The sequence below is a fragment of the Deinococcus carri genome (assembly GCF_039545055.1).
Classification (GTDB): domain Bacteria; phylum Deinococcota; class Deinococci; order Deinococcales; family Deinococcaceae; genus Deinococcus; species Deinococcus carri.
Map to the genome: position 1 here is coordinate 1 of NZ_BAABRP010000018.1, position 14,642 is coordinate 14,642.

Genomic DNA, 14,642 nt, shown 5'->3' on the forward strand with positions numbered 1-14,642 from the left:
AGGTCAGTTACGTGTTACTCACCCGTGCGCCACTCAGTCCGAAGACTGCGTTCGACTTGCATGTCTTAAGCACGCCGCCAGCGTTCACCCTGAGCCAGGATCAAACTCTCCATAAAATGGCTCAAGCAACGGTCCGCGAGCGGACCGTTCGTTGATTAGTGTTCACCCCAAGCCTAAGCCTGGTGTCTGTTGAGCCTCGCGGCTCTTCACGAGTCTGGAGAAATCCCTAAGGACTTCCGCTCGTACCACCCTGTCAGGTGGCCCTGTCATCGTCACTTGCACCAGCTTGTCATGCGTCCCGGCGGGTCTCTTGCGAGCTTTTCCGCCTCGCCCTTTTTCTCGGGCGAAGAGAAATATACGGCACCGCCCCAGATATGTCAACACCCCGTGCGAGCGGCGCACCGGGGTGAAGGAAGTCTCAGGAAAAGCGCGTCTCAGCGCGACTTCTCGCCCTCCTGCTCGGGCAGGCCGTACAGGTGCCAGCGGGCGTCCACACGGCGCTGGACCTCGGGAGTCATCTCGATCTTGGGGGGCCACTCGCGGACGAAGCCCTCCTCGGGGAGTTTGCGTGCGCCGTCCCAGGCGAGGAAGCCGCCGCCCGGCGTGGAGAGGGAATGCACATCACGCTCGGGGTCGATGTTGTTGAGGATGGTCCACCACACGTCCTGTTCGCTTTGCACGTCGGTCTGCTCGTCGGCGATCAGGAGATGGCGGATGCCGGCGGCGGCAGGGTGGGCAGCAAAGCTTTCTGCCAGGGCCTGCGCCTGAACGGGGTGGGTCTTATGCAGCGCCACATACCAGAAGCCGTCGGGGGTCTGGCGCTGGGCGAGGACACCCTCGAAGTCGGGGAGGTCGGGGGCGACGCGGGGGGTGAAGACGGGTTCCGGGGCCACCTCCTGCCCCTGGGCCTCGCGGCTGCTGGCGGCGCTGCCGACCTCCTCGGGAAGTTTGGTGGTGGCGTCGATGATCAGCTTGCCGCCGTAGCCCCAACCCCGGCTGGAGTGGTCCAGCACGTCGATGGGGCCACGGGTGGTCAGGGTGTCGCGGCCCGGCACGGCCCTGGCCGCCACCTCCCGCCAGACGGCCGCAAAGTCGTTGACCCGCACGTCCTCGTCGACGACCACGATCACCTTGGCGAACATCATCTGGCCCAGGCCGAAAAGGCCGTTCGCGACCTTGTAGGCGTGGCCGGGGTAACTCTTCTTGATGCTGACGACCACGAGGTTATGGGCGACCCCGGCGGGCGGCATGTGGTAGTCCACGATTTCCGGCAGGATCATCTGCGCGGCAGGCAGGAAGAGACGCTCGCTGGCCTCGATCAGGTAGGCATCCTCCATCGGTGGGCGGCCCACGATGGTGGCGGGGTAGACGGGCTGACGGCGCATGGTGATCGCCGTGACATGAAAGCGCGGGTAGAGGTCGGGCAGGGTGTAGAAGCCGGTGTGGTCGCCGAAGGGACCTTCCACCGCCCAGTCTTCCTGGGGGTCCACGTAGCCTTCGAGGATGAACTCGGCGTTGGCAGGCACGTCGAGGTCCACGGTAACGCCCTTCATCACGGGCGAGCGCTGGCCGCGCAGGTACCCCGCCAGGGCGAACTCGTCGAGGCCGGGGATGGGCGGGAGGGGGGCGGTCGCGGCGTAAATCAGGGCCGGGTCGCCGCCCAGGGCGACGGCCACCTCCAGCCGCTGACCCAGCCGCCGCGCCTTTTCCAGATGCTTCGTGCCGGTCTTGTGGCGCTGCCAGTGCATCCCGGTGACGTTCCGGCCCATCACCTGCATGCGGTACATGCCCATGTTGCGCTCGCCGGTCTCGGGGTCGCGGGTGATGACGAGGGGCAGGGTGACGAACGGCCCGCCGTCGAGCGGCCAGCAGTTCAGGATGGGCAGCCGCCCCAGATCCACCTCGTCGCCGGTCCAGATGACCTCCTGCGCCGGGCCGGAGCGGACGCGGCGGGGCGGCAGGTGCAAGACGTCGCGCAGCTTGCCCACGTTGCCCAGCAGCCCGCCCAGGCCCCCGCTGCCCTTCAGGTCGATCAGGTGCCGCACCTTCGCGGCGAGGTCGTCGAGGTCCTGCACCCCCAGGGCCAGGGCGGTGCGCTCGCGCGTGCCCATCAGGCCGATCACCAGAGGGAAGTCGCTGCCTTTCACGTTCTCGAACAGCACCGCCGGCCCGCCCTGCTTGACCAGACGGTCGGCAATCTCGGTGATTTCCAGGTCGCGGTCCACTGGAAAGGACACGCGCACCAGCTCGCCGCGTTCCTCCAGCAGCTGCATGAAGCTCTGGAGGTCGGGACTGCGGGGGCCGGGCCTGAGAAAGCGGGGACTGGGGAGGCGGGGAGGGGCCATGCGGCGAGTCTAGGGTGAGGGGCGGGGGGCAACCGTACCCTGGGCCATGCCCTCTGCCCCTCCCCCACCCCCTCCCCAGGCGGACGAGCTGCACGCCGCCCGGCTCACCACGCTGCGGCACCTGGACGAACTGCTCGACCGGCCCATGACGGTGCTGAGTTTCGTGTGGCTGGCGCTGCTGGTGCTGGACCTGACGCTGGGCCTCTCACCCTTTCTCCAGTCGCTGAGCAACGTGATCTGGGGCATTTTCATTCTGGATTTCCTGCTGTCCTTTTCCCTGGCCCCCCACAAGCTCGCCTACCTGCGCCGCAACTGGCTGACGGCCCTGAGCCTGCTGCTGCCCGCCCTGCGAGTACTTCGGGCCTTCCGGGGGCTGCGTGCCCTGCGGGTGCTGCGCATGACGCGCGGCCTGAACCTGCTGCGCATCCTGACCGGACTGAACCGGGGCCTGCGAACGCTGCAACGCACCCTGCGCCGCCGCCAGCTCGGCTTCGTGCTGGGGGCGACCGGGCTGGTGGCACTTGCGGGGGCGGCGGGCATGGCGTCCTTCGAGGCCGGGCAGATGGGCGCACCCCGTACCTACGGCGGCTGGCTGTACTGGACCGGGATGCTGCTCACCAGCCTGGGGCCGGAATACTGGCCCCGCACCGGTGAGGGGCAGGTGCTGTCCTTTCTGCTGGGGCTGTACGGCTTCTCGGTCTTCGGCTACATCACCGCCGCCCTTGCCAGCCTCTTTGTCGGCAGCGACCAGGAACGCGAACCCGCCGAGGACGAGGTGAACAATGAGGTACTGCGCCGCGAACTGCGGGAACTGCGGGGAGACATTGCAGCATTGCGGGAGGAGTTGGGGGGGAGGGGTTAGGCGTTAGGGGTAAGTGGGATGTGGTGAGTGGTCAGTGGAGGTCGTGAAGGCTTTCACGGTCTGCCTTCTGCCTTCTGCCTTCTGCCTTCTGCCTTCTGCCTTCTGCCTTCTGCCTTCTGCCTTCTGCCTTCTGCCTTCTGCCTTCTGCCCTGTTACCCTGCCCCCATGACCCCCACTTCCCACAATCCCATCGCACTCATGCGTGATGCCCTGCGAGACACAGCGGCCCTGCCCGGCAGCGTGGACGGCTGGCTGCTCTACGACTTCCAGGGCCTCAACCCCCACGCCCGCACCGTGCTGGGGCTGCCTGCTGGGGCGCACCTGACGCGGCGCTTTTTCGTGTGGGTGCCGCGCGAGGGGCAGGCCGCGCTGCTGCACAACCACATCGAAGGGGGCACCTGGGCCACGCTGACGCAGGACTGGGACATGGAAAGGCGGCCCTTCGGCTCACACGCAGAGCTGGAGGCGGCGCTGCGCGAGGTGGTCGCCGGGAGGACCGTGGCGATGGAGTACAGCCCGCACGGGGCCGTGCCCTACGTGAGCCGGGTGGACGCGGGCACGCTGGAGCGGGTCCGGGCGGCGGGCGCGGAGGTGGTGAGCAGCGCCGACCTGCTCCAGTCCTTCCTGGTGTGGTCGCCGGAAGACCTGGCGGCCCACCGGCGGGCGGCGGCCGTGCTGATGCGGGCGAAGGACGACGCCTTCCGCCTGATCCACGAGCGGCTGCGTGCGGGCGAGCCGGTCACGGAACTGGACGCGCAGGCCGTGATTGAGCGGGCGATTGCGGACGCCGGGATGAGCAGCGGCCACCCGGTCAACGTGAGCTTCGGCGCGAACGCCGCCGACCCGCATTACCAGCCCGAGGGGGAGAAGAACGCGACCTTGCAAAGGGGCGAGTGCGTGCTGATCGACCTGTGGGCGCAGGAGGCGGGCCGACCCTTCGCGGACGTGACCTGGGTGGGGTACGCGGGCGAGCCGGGCAACGAGTACCGGGAAGCGTGGGAAGCGGTACGCGGGGCGCGGGACGCCGCGCTGACACTGCTGCGTGAGCGGTACGCGGCGGAAGGCTGGGGGCACGTGCAGGGCTGGGAGGGCGACCGGGCCGCGCGGGACGCGATGGGTGAGCAGTGGGGACGGCATTTCCTGCACCGCACCGGCCATGACCTGGGGGTGCAGATTCACGGCTCGGGCGCGAACCTCGACGACTACGAGACGCACGACACGCGCACCCTCACGCCCGGCCTGGCCGTGACGGTCGAACCCGGCACCTACCCGCGCGAGAAGGGCTTCGGCATCCGCACGGAGGTGGACGTGTTCCTGGCCCCGGAAGGGCCGCAGGTCACGACTGACCTCCAGCAGCAGCCCTTCGTGCTGGGTGCGGGCGAGTGGGAGGCCGTGCGGGCGGCGGCGTATGGGGAAACGGCGCGGGCCGGGGCCTCCGCCTGAGCCGTTCCTAGGGCGGGGCGCAGAAAGGTTGCCGCTTTTTGGCAACCTTTCCGAGCGAAGCGAGAAGGGCAAAAAGGGCGGCGCGCAGTGGAGTGGACGCCTGATACGGATTCCGATTGAAGGGTGTTGAAAACACCCGGAAATCCGACCAGAGGGAGAAGGAACAAGGGCGGATTTCGGGAGATGCATGAACAGGCAGTGCCCTCCCGACTGTTCAGGAATTGGACGGAATCCGTATGAAACATGCGGCAACGCAACGGAGCGCCGCCCTAGCCTGCCCGGCCGGGTGCGCCCGCCTCCCGCGTGGGGGGCGAGGCGTACAGCCGGGCATCGAGCCAGAGGCCGACCCCCAGTTGCGTGAGGCCCAGCAGGCGCGTGATGCCGGGCCGCTCGGCGCACCATTCCATCAGTTGCCGCACGCCGGGAACCGGCATCCACCACATCAGGCTGTGCCCCACCGGGCGCACCACAGAGATCAGGCCGTCACCGATCAGGATGACGGAAAAGACCTCCAGCAACCGCTTCGTCCGCAGACTTGCTTTCATGGGGTTCTCCTCTCAGGCGAGGGCTTCGACGGCGAGGATGCCCTCGGCGATGTCGCGCAGGTTCTCGCCGGTCACGTCGGGCCTGGGGGCGGCCGGGTTCAGGACCTTGCCCGGCCGCCCGACAAAAGCGGTCTTGCAGCTAGCCGCCGCGGCACCCGTCACGTCCCAGGCGTGGGCAGCGACCAGCCACATCCGGGCAGGACTGACCTGCAACTGCCGGGCGGCATACAGGTACGGCTCGCGGGCGGGCTTGAGCCGCTTCACGTCGTCGGCCGACAGCGCCTGCTCGAAGAAGTCTCGCAGGCCGGCAAAGCGCAGTTCCACCTCGCTCGCCATGCCCAGCGAATTGGTCAGGGTCGCCAGCCGGTAGCCCGCCTCACGCAGGCGCTCCAGGGCCGGGACCGCGTCGGGGTGGGCGGGCAGTTCCAGCAGGGCCTTTTCCAGCCGCAGGCGGCCGGCAGCCGAGACCGAGGTGCCGCGCTTCTCGGCCAGCATGGTCAGGGCGCTCAGACCCAGCACCTCGAAGTTCTGGTAGTCGCCCACCACCGTGGACACCAGGGCGTTTTGTAGCGTCTGCTCGAACCAGACCTGCCGGGTGGCCGGATCACCGAACAGGTCCCCGAAGAGCGGGTCGAGTGACCCCAGGTCGAGCAGGGTCTCGATCACGTCGAACACGACAACGCTGGCCATGTCACCTCCGGCAGGAAGAGAGGCGGAAAGACAGGAACGGACACCCAGCATAGCCCGGCCCGCGCGCCTCTCCAGCCTCTTAAGGATGCCTGAACGCGCCGGGCCGTTAGGCTGTGGGTATGGCGAACCTCAGCTCCTCGACAATCATGCTCACGGGGGCGGGCGGCGCGCTGGCGACCGCGGTGGCCCAGGAACTGGAAGACGCGGGCGCACAGCTCGTGCTGGTGGGCCGCGGTGAGGCACTGGAGCGCGCCGCCGACCGCTTTCCCGCCACCGAGGTGCTGGACCTCGACCTACGGGACCCCGCCAGTGTGACCGCGCTGCGGAAGGTGCAGGTGGACGCGCTGGTGCATACCGTGGGGGCATTTGCCACCCAGGACGCGCAACAGGCGACGGATGAGGACCTGCGCACCATGTTCGACGAGAACATGCTGACCCTCTTCCACGCCGTGCAGGGCGTCTTGCCCCACATGCTGGAGCAGAAAGACGGGCTGATCATGGGGGTCAGCTCGGGGTCGGCGGCCCGGCTCAGTGGTCCCCACGCAGCGCTGTACACGGCCAGCAAGGCCGCTGTGGCCGCCTACATCCTCAGCCTGCACGACGAGCTGAAGGCGCAGGGGGTGCGCGGCTGTGTGCTGTACCCCATGGGGGCCATCGATACGCCCAGAAACCGGGAGGCGGGGATGAGCTGGGACGCCCTGATCGACCCGCGCGGCCTTGCCAAGAGCGTGGCCCACGCCCTGACCCGCCCCGACCGGGCACACGTCACCGAATTGAAGGTCTATCCCGACACCTGAGGACCGGCTTTTTCCCCGTCCGGAGAGGCCCTACCCCTCTCCGGTTTTCTCATCCCTTCATCAGGAGGATTCATCTCAGCTTCATGCTTGGGCAAAAGCGGCTCCGGTGGTGATCCGAATGGGGCGAGCGCGCATAAGGGCAGGTTGAAGCGACGCTGAGGCGGCTCCCGCAGCCCCCGCGTGACTGGTTTGTCCCCAGGGGTCTGTCCCCGGGTGACCCGGTCCGGGCTTCACCGTCCGTCCCGTTCCTTCCTTCTCGTTTCCGGAGGTTCCACGCATGAGCAACGACACGCAGGGTATGAGCACGCGCCGCAAGTTCCTGGGCATGGCAGGTCTGATGGGGGCCGGGGCCGTGCTGTCGGGCTGCACCAACGTCATCGCCCAGACGCCCAACCAGGACAATGGCCTCGACGCCGCCATCTTCAACTTCGCGCTGAACCTGGAGTACCTGGAAGCCGCGTTCTACCTCGCGGCCACCGGCCGTCTGGGCGAGCTGGATGCCGTCGGCGGAAGCAGCGCCAGGGTCATCCTGCCCAGCGGCTTCAATGGCAGCGCCCCGGTGGCGGGCTTGACCGGCGACATGCTGGCGATGGCGAATGAGATCGCCGACGACGAGAAGGCGCACGTCAAGGCGATTCGTGCGGTACTCACGGCGGCTGGCGCGGCCCCCGTGGCCCAGCCGCGTCTGGACCTGAGCGGCTCCTTCGCGGCGGCGGGCAACCTCGCCTCAGGCGGGAAGATCACCGGCTTCAACCCCTTCGCGGGCGAGCTGTTCTTCCTGCATGGGGCCTTCATCTTCGAGGACGTGGGTGTCACGGCCTATAAGGGGGCCGCGCGCTTCATCGACGACCAGAAAGCGGGCGGCAACCTGGACAACGCCGCGGGCATCCTGGCCGTCGAGGCCTACCACGCCGGCTCGATCCGCACGCAGCTCTACCGCCGCCGCGGTGAGCAGGCCGCTGCGGGCCTGACGGTCGAGGCCGTCGTGCAGGCCATCAGCGATCTGCGCGACAAGGTGGACGGCCCCACCGACGACGACCAGGGCATCAGCAACATGGGCAACAGCGCCAACATCGTCCCGACCGACGCCAACGGCATCGCCTTCGGCCGCACGCCGCGCCAGGTCGCCAACATCGTGCTGCTGGACACCACCGGCGCGGCCACCAAGGGCGGGTTCTTCCCCGACGGCCTGAGCGACGACGGCAAGCTCGGCACGCTGCTCAAGCTCTAACCCACCCCCTCCCAGAAGCGCGCGCCAGGGCATTACTGCTCCGGCGCGCGCTTCTCTTATGCCTCCCCGGCCACCCGCAGCAGCTCCGCCAGCCCGCCCGCAAACCCCTCCTCCAGACGCGGCCACGTGGGGGGGAAGGGTTGCGTGCGGGTCACGTCGTTGGGCACCACCACCAGCCGCAGACCCGCGGCGAGGGCGGCGGTGGCCCCGTTGAGGCTGTCCTCGACCGCGAGGCACTCGGCCGGGCGCAGGCCCAGGCGGTCGGCGACCAGGGCATAGAGTTCGGGGTCGGGCTTCACGCGGCGCACGTCGTCGCGGGTCGCCATCACCTCGAAGAGGTCGAGGAGGTCATGCTGGGCCATCCAGCGCGTGACCCAGGCCCGGTCGCTGCTGGTCGCCAGGGCCAGGCGCAGCCCGGTCGCCCGCGCCGCCTCCAGCACCGCCCGCACGCCGGGCCGCAGGTCCTGCCCCGCGATGTCGGCCAGAATGCGCTCGTGCAGCCCCGCGTGGACGCGCCCGCGGTCAGCCCGAACATGGTCCGGCAGCCCGGCCCAGGGGTCAAAGGCGTCCCAGGTGCCGATGCCGCGCTGCCAGTCCGCGAGCGCCAGTTCGCGCCCGTGTTCGCGGTACAGGGCCTGCCAGTGGTGAAACTCGCGCGTCTCGGTGTCGAGGATGGTGCCGTCGAAGTCGAAGATCAGGGCACGCAGGGGGGGAGGAGGCGTCATGGGGGCAGTGTAGGGCGGGCGGCCTTCAGACGACTTTGGGAGGACGCCTTGCCCTGGCCCCAGCCGCTAGGCTGCACGCATGGTCGACTGGGTGCAGAATCTGATGGACAGCCTGGGCTACCTGGGCATCCTGCTGCTGATGATTGTGGAAAACCTCTTTCCACCGATTCCCAGCGAGCTGATCATGCCCTCGGCGGGTTTTGCGGCCTCGCGCGGCGACATGAGCCTGCCGCTGGTGATCGCGGTGGGCACGCTGGGCAGTGTCCTGGGCACCCTGCCGCTCTACTACATCGGGCGGGCCTTTGGTGAGGAGCGGCTGGTGGGGTGGGCCGACCGCTATGGCCGCTGGCTCACGCTGAACGGCCAGGACATCCGCAAGGCCGACGCCTGGTTCGACCGCCACGGGGCGGGCGCGGTGCTGTTCGGGCGGCTGGTTCCCGGCATCCGCAGCCTGCTGAGCCTCCCGGCGGGCATGAGCGAGATGCCCCTGCCGAAATTCCTGCTCTACAGCGCCATCGGCTCGGGCCTGTGGGCCAGCGCCCTGGCCGGGGCGGGGTACCTGCTGGGCGAGAATTACGAGCAGGTCGAGCAGTACGTCGCCCCCGCCTCCAAGGTCATCCTGGCGGTGGTGGTCGTGGCGGCGGCAGTGTGGTTCCTGAGGCGGAGGAAGGCGTTAGGGGTGAGGGAGTAGGAGTTAGGAAAGGAGGCAGAGGCCTGAGCAGACCGCTTCCTGTCCCTAACACCTAACCCCTCATCCCTAACCCCTCCCTAGAACGCCCCCTCCTCAAACACCCGGCGAATCTCGGACAGATCCCGGCCCAGGCTGAGGAGGACCATCAGCAGCAGGCGGGCCTTGTGGGCGTTCAGGAAGCTGGCGGGAATGGCCCCGGCCTCCACCAGGGTCGCGCCGCCGCCCGCGTAGCCGTAGACCGGGATGACGGGGCCGGCGTGGGTGCGGGTGGCGATCACCACGGGTTTCCCGGCCGCGGCGCTGCGGGCGATCAGGGGCAGCAGTTCGGCGGGGAGGTTGCCGGTGCCCAGCGCCGCGATCACCAGGCCGTCCGAGCGCGCGTCGGCCTCCGCGTAGCCCTCGCCCTGCCAGCCCGCGTAGGCATACAGAATCTCGACGTGGGCGGTGAGGGCAGCAGGAGCGTACACGGGCCGCGCTTCCGGCATGGCGAAGTAGCGCAGGTGCGCCCCTTCTCCCAGCGGCCCCGTGCCTGTCCGGTCAATCCGCCCGATGGGGCCGGGATAGCCGCCGAAGGCGTCCACGGCGGTCGTGTGGACCTTGGTCACGGTGCGGGCGTCGAAGATGTCACCGCCGAACACCGCGAGCGGCCCGCGTCCCCGCGACTGCCCGTGCAGCGCGACCTGCGCGGCGTCGAGCAGGTTGCCGGGGCCGTCCCAGGAGGCCTCCTCGGCGTGGCGCATGCTGCCGGTCAGCACGACGGGCGTGCGGGTGGCGAGCGTGAGGTGCAGCAAAAAGGCCGTTTCCTCCAGCGTGTCGGTGCCGTGCGTGACCACGATGCCGTCCTGCCCCGGCGCGAGCTGCTCGATCAGGTGCGCGAGCAGCAGCATGTGCGCGGGCGTGACGTGCGGGCTGGGCAGGTTGAAGGGCTGGTAATCGGTGACAACCACCCCCGGCAGCCCCGGCACGCTGGGGGCCGTCTGCGGCGTGACGCCCGGCCCGTGCGGATTGGGGCGGCTGGCGATGGTGCCGCCGGTGTGGATCACGGCGAGCCGCCGCATCCTCAGCGCCGCCGCCGCAGGTTCGCCCAGACCAGCGCGATCACGAAGACCACCAGGGTCAGCGGCAGTTCCGCGACAATCGCGGTCCCGAGGTCCGCTCCCGCCCGGACCCGCTGCACGGTGCCGATTCCCAGCCACAGCAACGCCGCGAGGACCGCCGCCAGCAGGCTCGCCGGGGCGGGGGCCTTCATCCGTGCGCCGCGTCGATCAGCTGCTGGGCACCCTGGCCCAGCATGTCGGCGGCCAGTTCGGCCCCCAGGTCGGCACATTCGGCCGGGTCGCCGGAGGTGGTCGCGCGGATCACCTGGCTGCCGTCCAGCGCGCCCACCCAGCCCTCCAGCGTCAGCACGCCGCCCTTGACCGAGGCGTGGGCACCCACCGGGGCCATGCAGCCCGCCCCCAGCCCCGCCAGGAACTCGCGCTCGGCGGTGATGCGGTCGTCGGTGCCGTGGTCGTGGATGGCGTAGGCCACCTCGATATTCAGGTCGTCGTCGGCGCGGGTTTCCAGGGCCAGGGCACCCTGACCCGGCGCGGGCAGCAACACGTCGGGGTCCAGAAACTCGTCGATGCGGTGGCGCATCTCGGTGCGAATCAGGCCCGCCGCCGCCAGGATGATCGCGTCGTAATCGGGCGTGCCCAGCGCGGCCAGGCGCGTGTCGATGTTGCCGCGCAGGTCGATGATCTGGAGGTCCGGGCGGTAGGCGCGCAAAAAGGCCTTGCGCCGCACGCTGCTGGTGCCCACCCGTGCGCCCTGCGGCAGGTCCTCCAGGCGCTTCATGCCCTCCTTGCCGATCAGCACGTCGCGGGCGTCCACCCGTTTGGGAATTGAGGAAATCTCCAGGCCCGCGGGCTGCTCGGTCGGCAGATCCTTGAGGGAATGCACCGCGATGTCGATGCGCTTTGTGAGCAGCGCGTCCTCGATCTCCTTGACCCAGAAGCCCTTGTCGCCCTTCTGGGCCAGCGATTGCAGGGCGGCGCGGTCGCGGTCGCCCTTGGTGCTGATCGTCTGGATCCGGAAGTCCGTGTCCGGCCATTCCTCCTTCAGGCGGGCCACCACCCACCGGGTCTGCGCGAGCGCAAGCGTGCTGCCGCGCGTTCCTACCGTCACCGTACGCATAACCTGGGCAGTATAAACGGTGGCCGGGGTCCGCGGGCCGGTGCGGTCACAGAGCGGGTGCGGTCACATAAAGGATTGCTCAGGGCCTTCCGCGGTCAGGCGCGCCCCTACACTGTCTCCCGTGGGCAATCCCTTGCTGGAATTCGGCATCCTGGTGCTGCTGCTGATCATCAACGGTTTCTTTTCCGGCTCGGAGCTGGGCGTGGTGTCGGCCAAGCGTTCGCGGCTGGAGGCGGCGGCGGCGCGCGGTGAGCGGGGGGCGGCGGCGGCGGTGCGGCTCACCGAGCAACCCGGCACCTTCCTGGCGACCGTGCAGATCGGCATCACGCTGATCGGCACCATCAGCGCGGTGTTCGCGGGCGGCAGCCTCACGGGCTACCTGGAACCGCTGCTGCGCCCGGTGTTCGGGGCCTCGGCAGGGTCGGCGGCGAGCATCGCGGTGGTGCTGCTGGTCACCTTCCTGTCGCTGGTGCTGGGCGAACTCGCGCCCAAGGGCATCGCGCTGCGCAACCCCGAGGCTCTCGCCACGCGCGTCGCGCCCTTTTTCACGGTGCTTTCGAAGGTGGCGCGCCCCGTGGTCTGGCTGCTGGAAATGACGGCCAGCGGGCTGCTGCGGCTGCTGGGGATGCGGGAGGAGGCGCGCGAGGTGGTCACCGAGGAGGACGTCCGGGCGGTCGTGCTGCAGGCGGCCGAGAGCGGCAGCCTGGAGGAGACGGAAACCGAGCGCATCGCCTCGGTGCTGCGCTTCAACGACCGCCGGGTCCGCGACCTGATGACGCCCCGCACCGAGGCCGTGACCCTGGACCTGCTGGCCCCCACCGGGACGCTGGTCGAGACGGTGCTGGCCCAGGAACACGACCGCTACGCCGTGCGCGACGCCTCGGGCGAGGTGGTCGGCCAGGTCGCGGTGACGGACGTGCTGCGGGCGCTGCATACCGGCTCCCCACTGGCCGACTTCGTGCGGCCCGCCGCCTTCATTCCGGAAGCCGCCTGGGCCGAGGACGCGCTGACCCGCCTGGAACGCGAGGGCCACCAGCGGCTGGCGGTGGTGGTGGACGAGTACGGCGACTTCAGCGGCGTGCTGTCGATCAGCGACCTGCTGGCAGAACTCGCGGGCATGGAGGGACTGAACGACGAGGATCAGATCGTGCGCCGCGAGGACGGCTCGTTCCTGGTGAGCGGCAGCCTGCCCATGCACGAGCTGCGCCAGAGCCTGCCCCTGCCCCTGCTGCCCCGCGAGGAGTTCAGCACCCTGGCGGGCTACGTGCTGGACGTGCTGGGGGAGTTTCCCCAGGTCGGCACCGTCACCGGGGTGGAGGGCTGGCAGATCGAGGTTCTGGACGTGGACGGCGCGCGGGTCGACCGCCTGCTGGTGCGCCCGCCCCAGGACCTGCACCTGCCCTGGACGGGCGCGGAGGCTTAACGGCTAGCCCTGACTGCCCGGCCTGCTGCCGCTACAGGTCCTCGCCTGCGCCGTCCTCACCCGTTGCATCTGCCTCGGGTGTGGGCTGCATGGGCTGGGGCCGCACGAAGCGCAGGTAGTCCAGCCAGGGCGGCGTATGCCCGAGCTGCCGGATCAGCAGCGCGATCTGGGCGGTGTGACGGACCTCGTGGGTCATCACATGCCACAGGAGCTGGTCCAGGGTGACGGTGTCGCTGGCGGGATCGTCCTGCACCAGCTTGACCGGGCGGGAGAGGTCGGGAGCGGTGTCCAGCAGGGCGCGGGTCTGCCCCCCGACCTCCTGGCCGTAGCGGATAATCCAGCCCAGGTCGTACTGCTCGGCGCGGGGGCGCACCCAGTCATGCGGATAACGTTCCGCCACGCCGCCCCCCAGCGCGATGGCGTGGACCCAGTGATCCTCCACGTCCACGACATGCAGCAGCAGGTCCTTGATGTTGTGGAAACGGTCCCCGTCGATCAGGGACCGGTCCAGGTCAGCCGCCGGAAGCGCCCGCAGGAAGTTCCAGAGCTGCTCACGCGCCGCAGTCAGGTAGGCGTAGTACTCGCGGACGTTCATGGGTAGCGACAGCATACCCCGCGCCCTCCCCGGCCTGCCGCGCAATTAGGGAGCGGCAGCAGCCACCTGTTCTTCATGCTCCGGACAGGCCAGGGGGAAACCCGGCACCGCCTGCTCGGGCGGCTCGCCTGGGAGCCGTTCTCCTGGGAGCAGGGGGGCCAGCGCCCGCGCGACATCCTCCAGTGTGTCCACCTGCACCAGGGCTTCGCGGAGTTCGGGGTGATCGGGGAGGTACTGGGGCAGCACCTTGCGCAGGGGCCGCACGCTGAGCAACCCGAAGCGGTCGCGGCCGTAGAAGGCGACGTGCAGCCGGGCATGGCGCAGGGCCGTGCGGGCGCGTTCGTGGGCACCGGGGGCCGCGTCGTCGCCAGTGGCGAGCGCCCGGAACAGCCAGGGATTGCCCACCGCGCCGCGCCCGACCATCACGGCGGCCACACCGCTGCCCCGCCGGGCGCGGGCCTGGGCCGCACTCTTCACGTCGCCGCTGCCCACCACCGGCACCGGCACGCTGGCCGCGACGCGGGCAATGGCCTCCCAGTCGGCCTCGCCCGTGTACCGCTGGGCGCTGGTGCGGCCATGCACGGTGATCAGGGCGGCCCCGGCGGCGGCCAGCCCCTGCGCGACCTCCACGCTGCGGTCACTGTCCCAGCCCAGGCGAATCTTGGCGCTCACGTCGAGCGTGGTCGCCTGGCGCATGGCCCGCACCAGCTCGTAGGCCACCTCGGGCGTCTGGAGCAGGCAGGCCCCGCCGCGCCCCCGGACCTTGGGCACCGGGCAGCCCATGTTCAGGTCGAGGGCGGCGGGCGCGAACCACGCCTCGGCGCGGGCCACGGCCGCTGCCAGAATGTCGGGTTCGGCCCCGAACAGTTGCACCACCCGCCCCGCCTCGCCGGGATAGGGGCGGCCCAGCGTGAGCTTCTCGCTGTCGCCGCCCAGCACCAGGCCGCGCGAGCTGATCATCTCACTGACGGTCCACAGCGCCCCCTGCTCGGCGGCGAGCTGGCGCATGGGGGCATCGCTGTAACCCGCCATCGGGGCCAGCACCGCACCGGGCCGCGCGAGCCTGCGGGCATAGAAACCGGGGCCGCCGGTGGGGGAAGGGGCAGTCATCCCGGCAGGG

At 69.8% G+C, this 14,642-nt stretch carries 15 protein-coding genes and 1 rRNA gene; 6 read left to right on the top strand and 10 right to left on the bottom strand.

Annotation, left to right across the window (positions count from 1 at the left end):
* Nucleotides 1-116 (bottom strand): 16S ribosomal RNA (locus ABEA67_RS16030); the annotation flags it as partial.
* A 318-nt stretch (nucleotides 117-434) separates the two neighbouring features.
* Nucleotides 435-2,345 (bottom strand): menaquinone biosynthesis decarboxylase, encoded by a 1,911-nt coding sequence (locus ABEA67_RS16035; RefSeq protein WP_345467116.1) that lies wholly within the window; start codon nucleotides 2,343-2,345, stop codon nucleotides 435-437.
* Between the two features lie 46 nt (nucleotides 2,346-2,391).
* Between ABEA67_RS16035 and ABEA67_RS16040 the strand changes: the two genes are divergently transcribed.
* Nucleotides 2,392-3,207 carry an ion transporter gene (locus ABEA67_RS16040; protein WP_345467118.1) on the top strand — a complete coding sequence of 272 codons (816 nt, stop codon included), beginning with the start codon at nucleotides 2,392-2,394 and terminating at the stop codon, nucleotides 3,205-3,207.
* Between the two features lie 165 nt (nucleotides 3,208-3,372).
* Nucleotides 3,373-4,650 carry a M24 family metallopeptidase gene (locus tag ABEA67_RS16045; protein ID WP_425557214.1) on the top strand — a complete coding sequence of 426 codons (1,278 nt, stop codon included), beginning with the start codon at nucleotides 3,373-3,375 and terminating at the stop codon, nucleotides 4,648-4,650.
* A 269-nt stretch (nucleotides 4,651-4,919) separates the two neighbouring features.
* Here the strand turns inward: ABEA67_RS16045 and ABEA67_RS16050 are convergent, their stop codons facing one another.
* Together ABEA67_RS16050 and ABEA67_RS16055 are read right to left on the bottom strand one after the other, a co-directional pair.
* Nucleotides 4,920-5,195: a hypothetical protein gene (locus ABEA67_RS16050; RefSeq protein ID WP_345467119.1), complete on the bottom strand. Its 276-nt coding sequence runs from the start codon at nucleotides 5,193-5,195 to the stop codon at nucleotides 4,920-4,922.
* 12 nt (nucleotides 5,196-5,207) lie between these two features.
* Nucleotides 5,208-5,885 (bottom strand): haloacid dehalogenase type II, encoded by a 678-nt coding sequence (locus ABEA67_RS16055; protein WP_345467121.1) that lies wholly within the window; start codon nucleotides 5,883-5,885, stop codon nucleotides 5,208-5,210.
* A 119-nt stretch (nucleotides 5,886-6,004) separates the two neighbouring features.
* Between ABEA67_RS16055 and ABEA67_RS16060 the strand changes: the two genes are divergently transcribed.
* Together ABEA67_RS16060 and ABEA67_RS16065 are read left to right on the top strand one after the other, a co-directional pair.
* Complete coding sequence (locus ABEA67_RS16060; RefSeq protein ID WP_345467123.1) at nucleotides 6,005-6,682, top strand: SDR family oxidoreductase; 678 nt, start codon at nucleotides 6,005-6,007, stop codon at nucleotides 6,680-6,682.
* Nucleotides 6,683-6,959: 277 nt separating this feature from the next.
* Nucleotides 6,960-7,913, top strand: coding sequence for a ferritin-like domain-containing protein (locus tag ABEA67_RS16065; RefSeq protein WP_345467125.1), 954 nt, complete (start codon nucleotides 6,960-6,962; stop codon nucleotides 7,911-7,913).
* A gap of 56 nt (nucleotides 7,914-7,969) precedes the next feature.
* On the opposite strand, the gene ABEA67_RS16070 is transcribed toward ABEA67_RS16065, so the two are convergent.
* Nucleotides 7,970-8,638: an HAD family hydrolase gene (locus ABEA67_RS16070; RefSeq protein WP_345467127.1), complete on the bottom strand. Its 669-nt coding sequence runs from the start codon at nucleotides 8,636-8,638 to the stop codon at nucleotides 7,970-7,972.
* Between the two features lie 79 nt (nucleotides 8,639-8,717).
* Between ABEA67_RS16070 and ABEA67_RS16075 the strand changes: the two genes are divergently transcribed.
* Nucleotides 8,718-9,329: a DedA family protein gene (locus tag ABEA67_RS16075; protein WP_345467129.1), complete on the top strand. Its 612-nt coding sequence runs from the start codon at nucleotides 8,718-8,720 to the stop codon at nucleotides 9,327-9,329.
* Nucleotides 9,330-9,406: 77 nt separating this feature from the next.
* Here the strand turns inward: ABEA67_RS16075 and ABEA67_RS16080 are convergent, their stop codons facing one another.
* The 3 genes from ABEA67_RS16080 to hemC are packed head-to-tail and all read right to left on the bottom strand — an operon-like array spanning nucleotide 9,407 to nucleotide 11,504.
* Nucleotides 9,407-10,387, bottom strand: a complete 981-nt coding sequence (locus tag ABEA67_RS16080) for an asparaginase (RefSeq protein ID WP_345467131.1) — start codon at nucleotides 10,385-10,387, stop codon at nucleotides 9,407-9,409.
* 2 nt (nucleotides 10,388-10,389) lie between these two features.
* On the bottom strand, nucleotides 10,390-10,578 hold the full coding sequence (locus ABEA67_RS16085) for a hypothetical protein (RefSeq protein ID WP_345467133.1): 189 nt from the start codon (nucleotides 10,576-10,578) through the stop codon (nucleotides 10,390-10,392).
* Complete coding sequence (hemC, locus tag ABEA67_RS16090; RefSeq protein WP_345467135.1) at nucleotides 10,575-11,504, bottom strand: hydroxymethylbilane synthase; 930 nt, start codon at nucleotides 11,502-11,504, stop codon at nucleotides 10,575-10,577. The genes ABEA67_RS16085 and hemC overlap by 4 nt, the downstream gene beginning before the upstream one ends.
* Nucleotides 11,505-11,625: 121 nt before the next feature.
* On the opposite strand from hemC, the gene ABEA67_RS16095 reads away from it, so the two are divergent.
* Nucleotides 11,626-12,927 (top strand): hemolysin family protein, encoded by a 1,302-nt coding sequence (locus ABEA67_RS16095; protein WP_345467137.1) that lies wholly within the window; start codon nucleotides 11,626-11,628, stop codon nucleotides 12,925-12,927.
* A gap of 31 nt (nucleotides 12,928-12,958) precedes the next feature.
* Here ABEA67_RS16095 and ABEA67_RS16100 read toward each other — a convergent pair whose 3' ends face one another.
* Nucleotides 12,959-13,522, bottom strand: coding sequence for a DinB family protein (locus ABEA67_RS16100; RefSeq protein WP_345467139.1), 564 nt, complete (start codon nucleotides 13,520-13,522; stop codon nucleotides 12,959-12,961).
* Nucleotides 13,523-13,567: 45 nt separating this feature from the next.
* The gene (locus tag ABEA67_RS16105) at nucleotides 13,568-14,632 is read right to left on the bottom strand and encodes a tRNA dihydrouridine synthase (RefSeq protein WP_345467140.1); all 1,065 of its coding nucleotides are present in this window, start codon (nucleotides 14,630-14,632) and stop codon (nucleotides 13,568-13,570) included.
* Nucleotides 14,633-14,642: the final 10 nt, after the last annotated feature.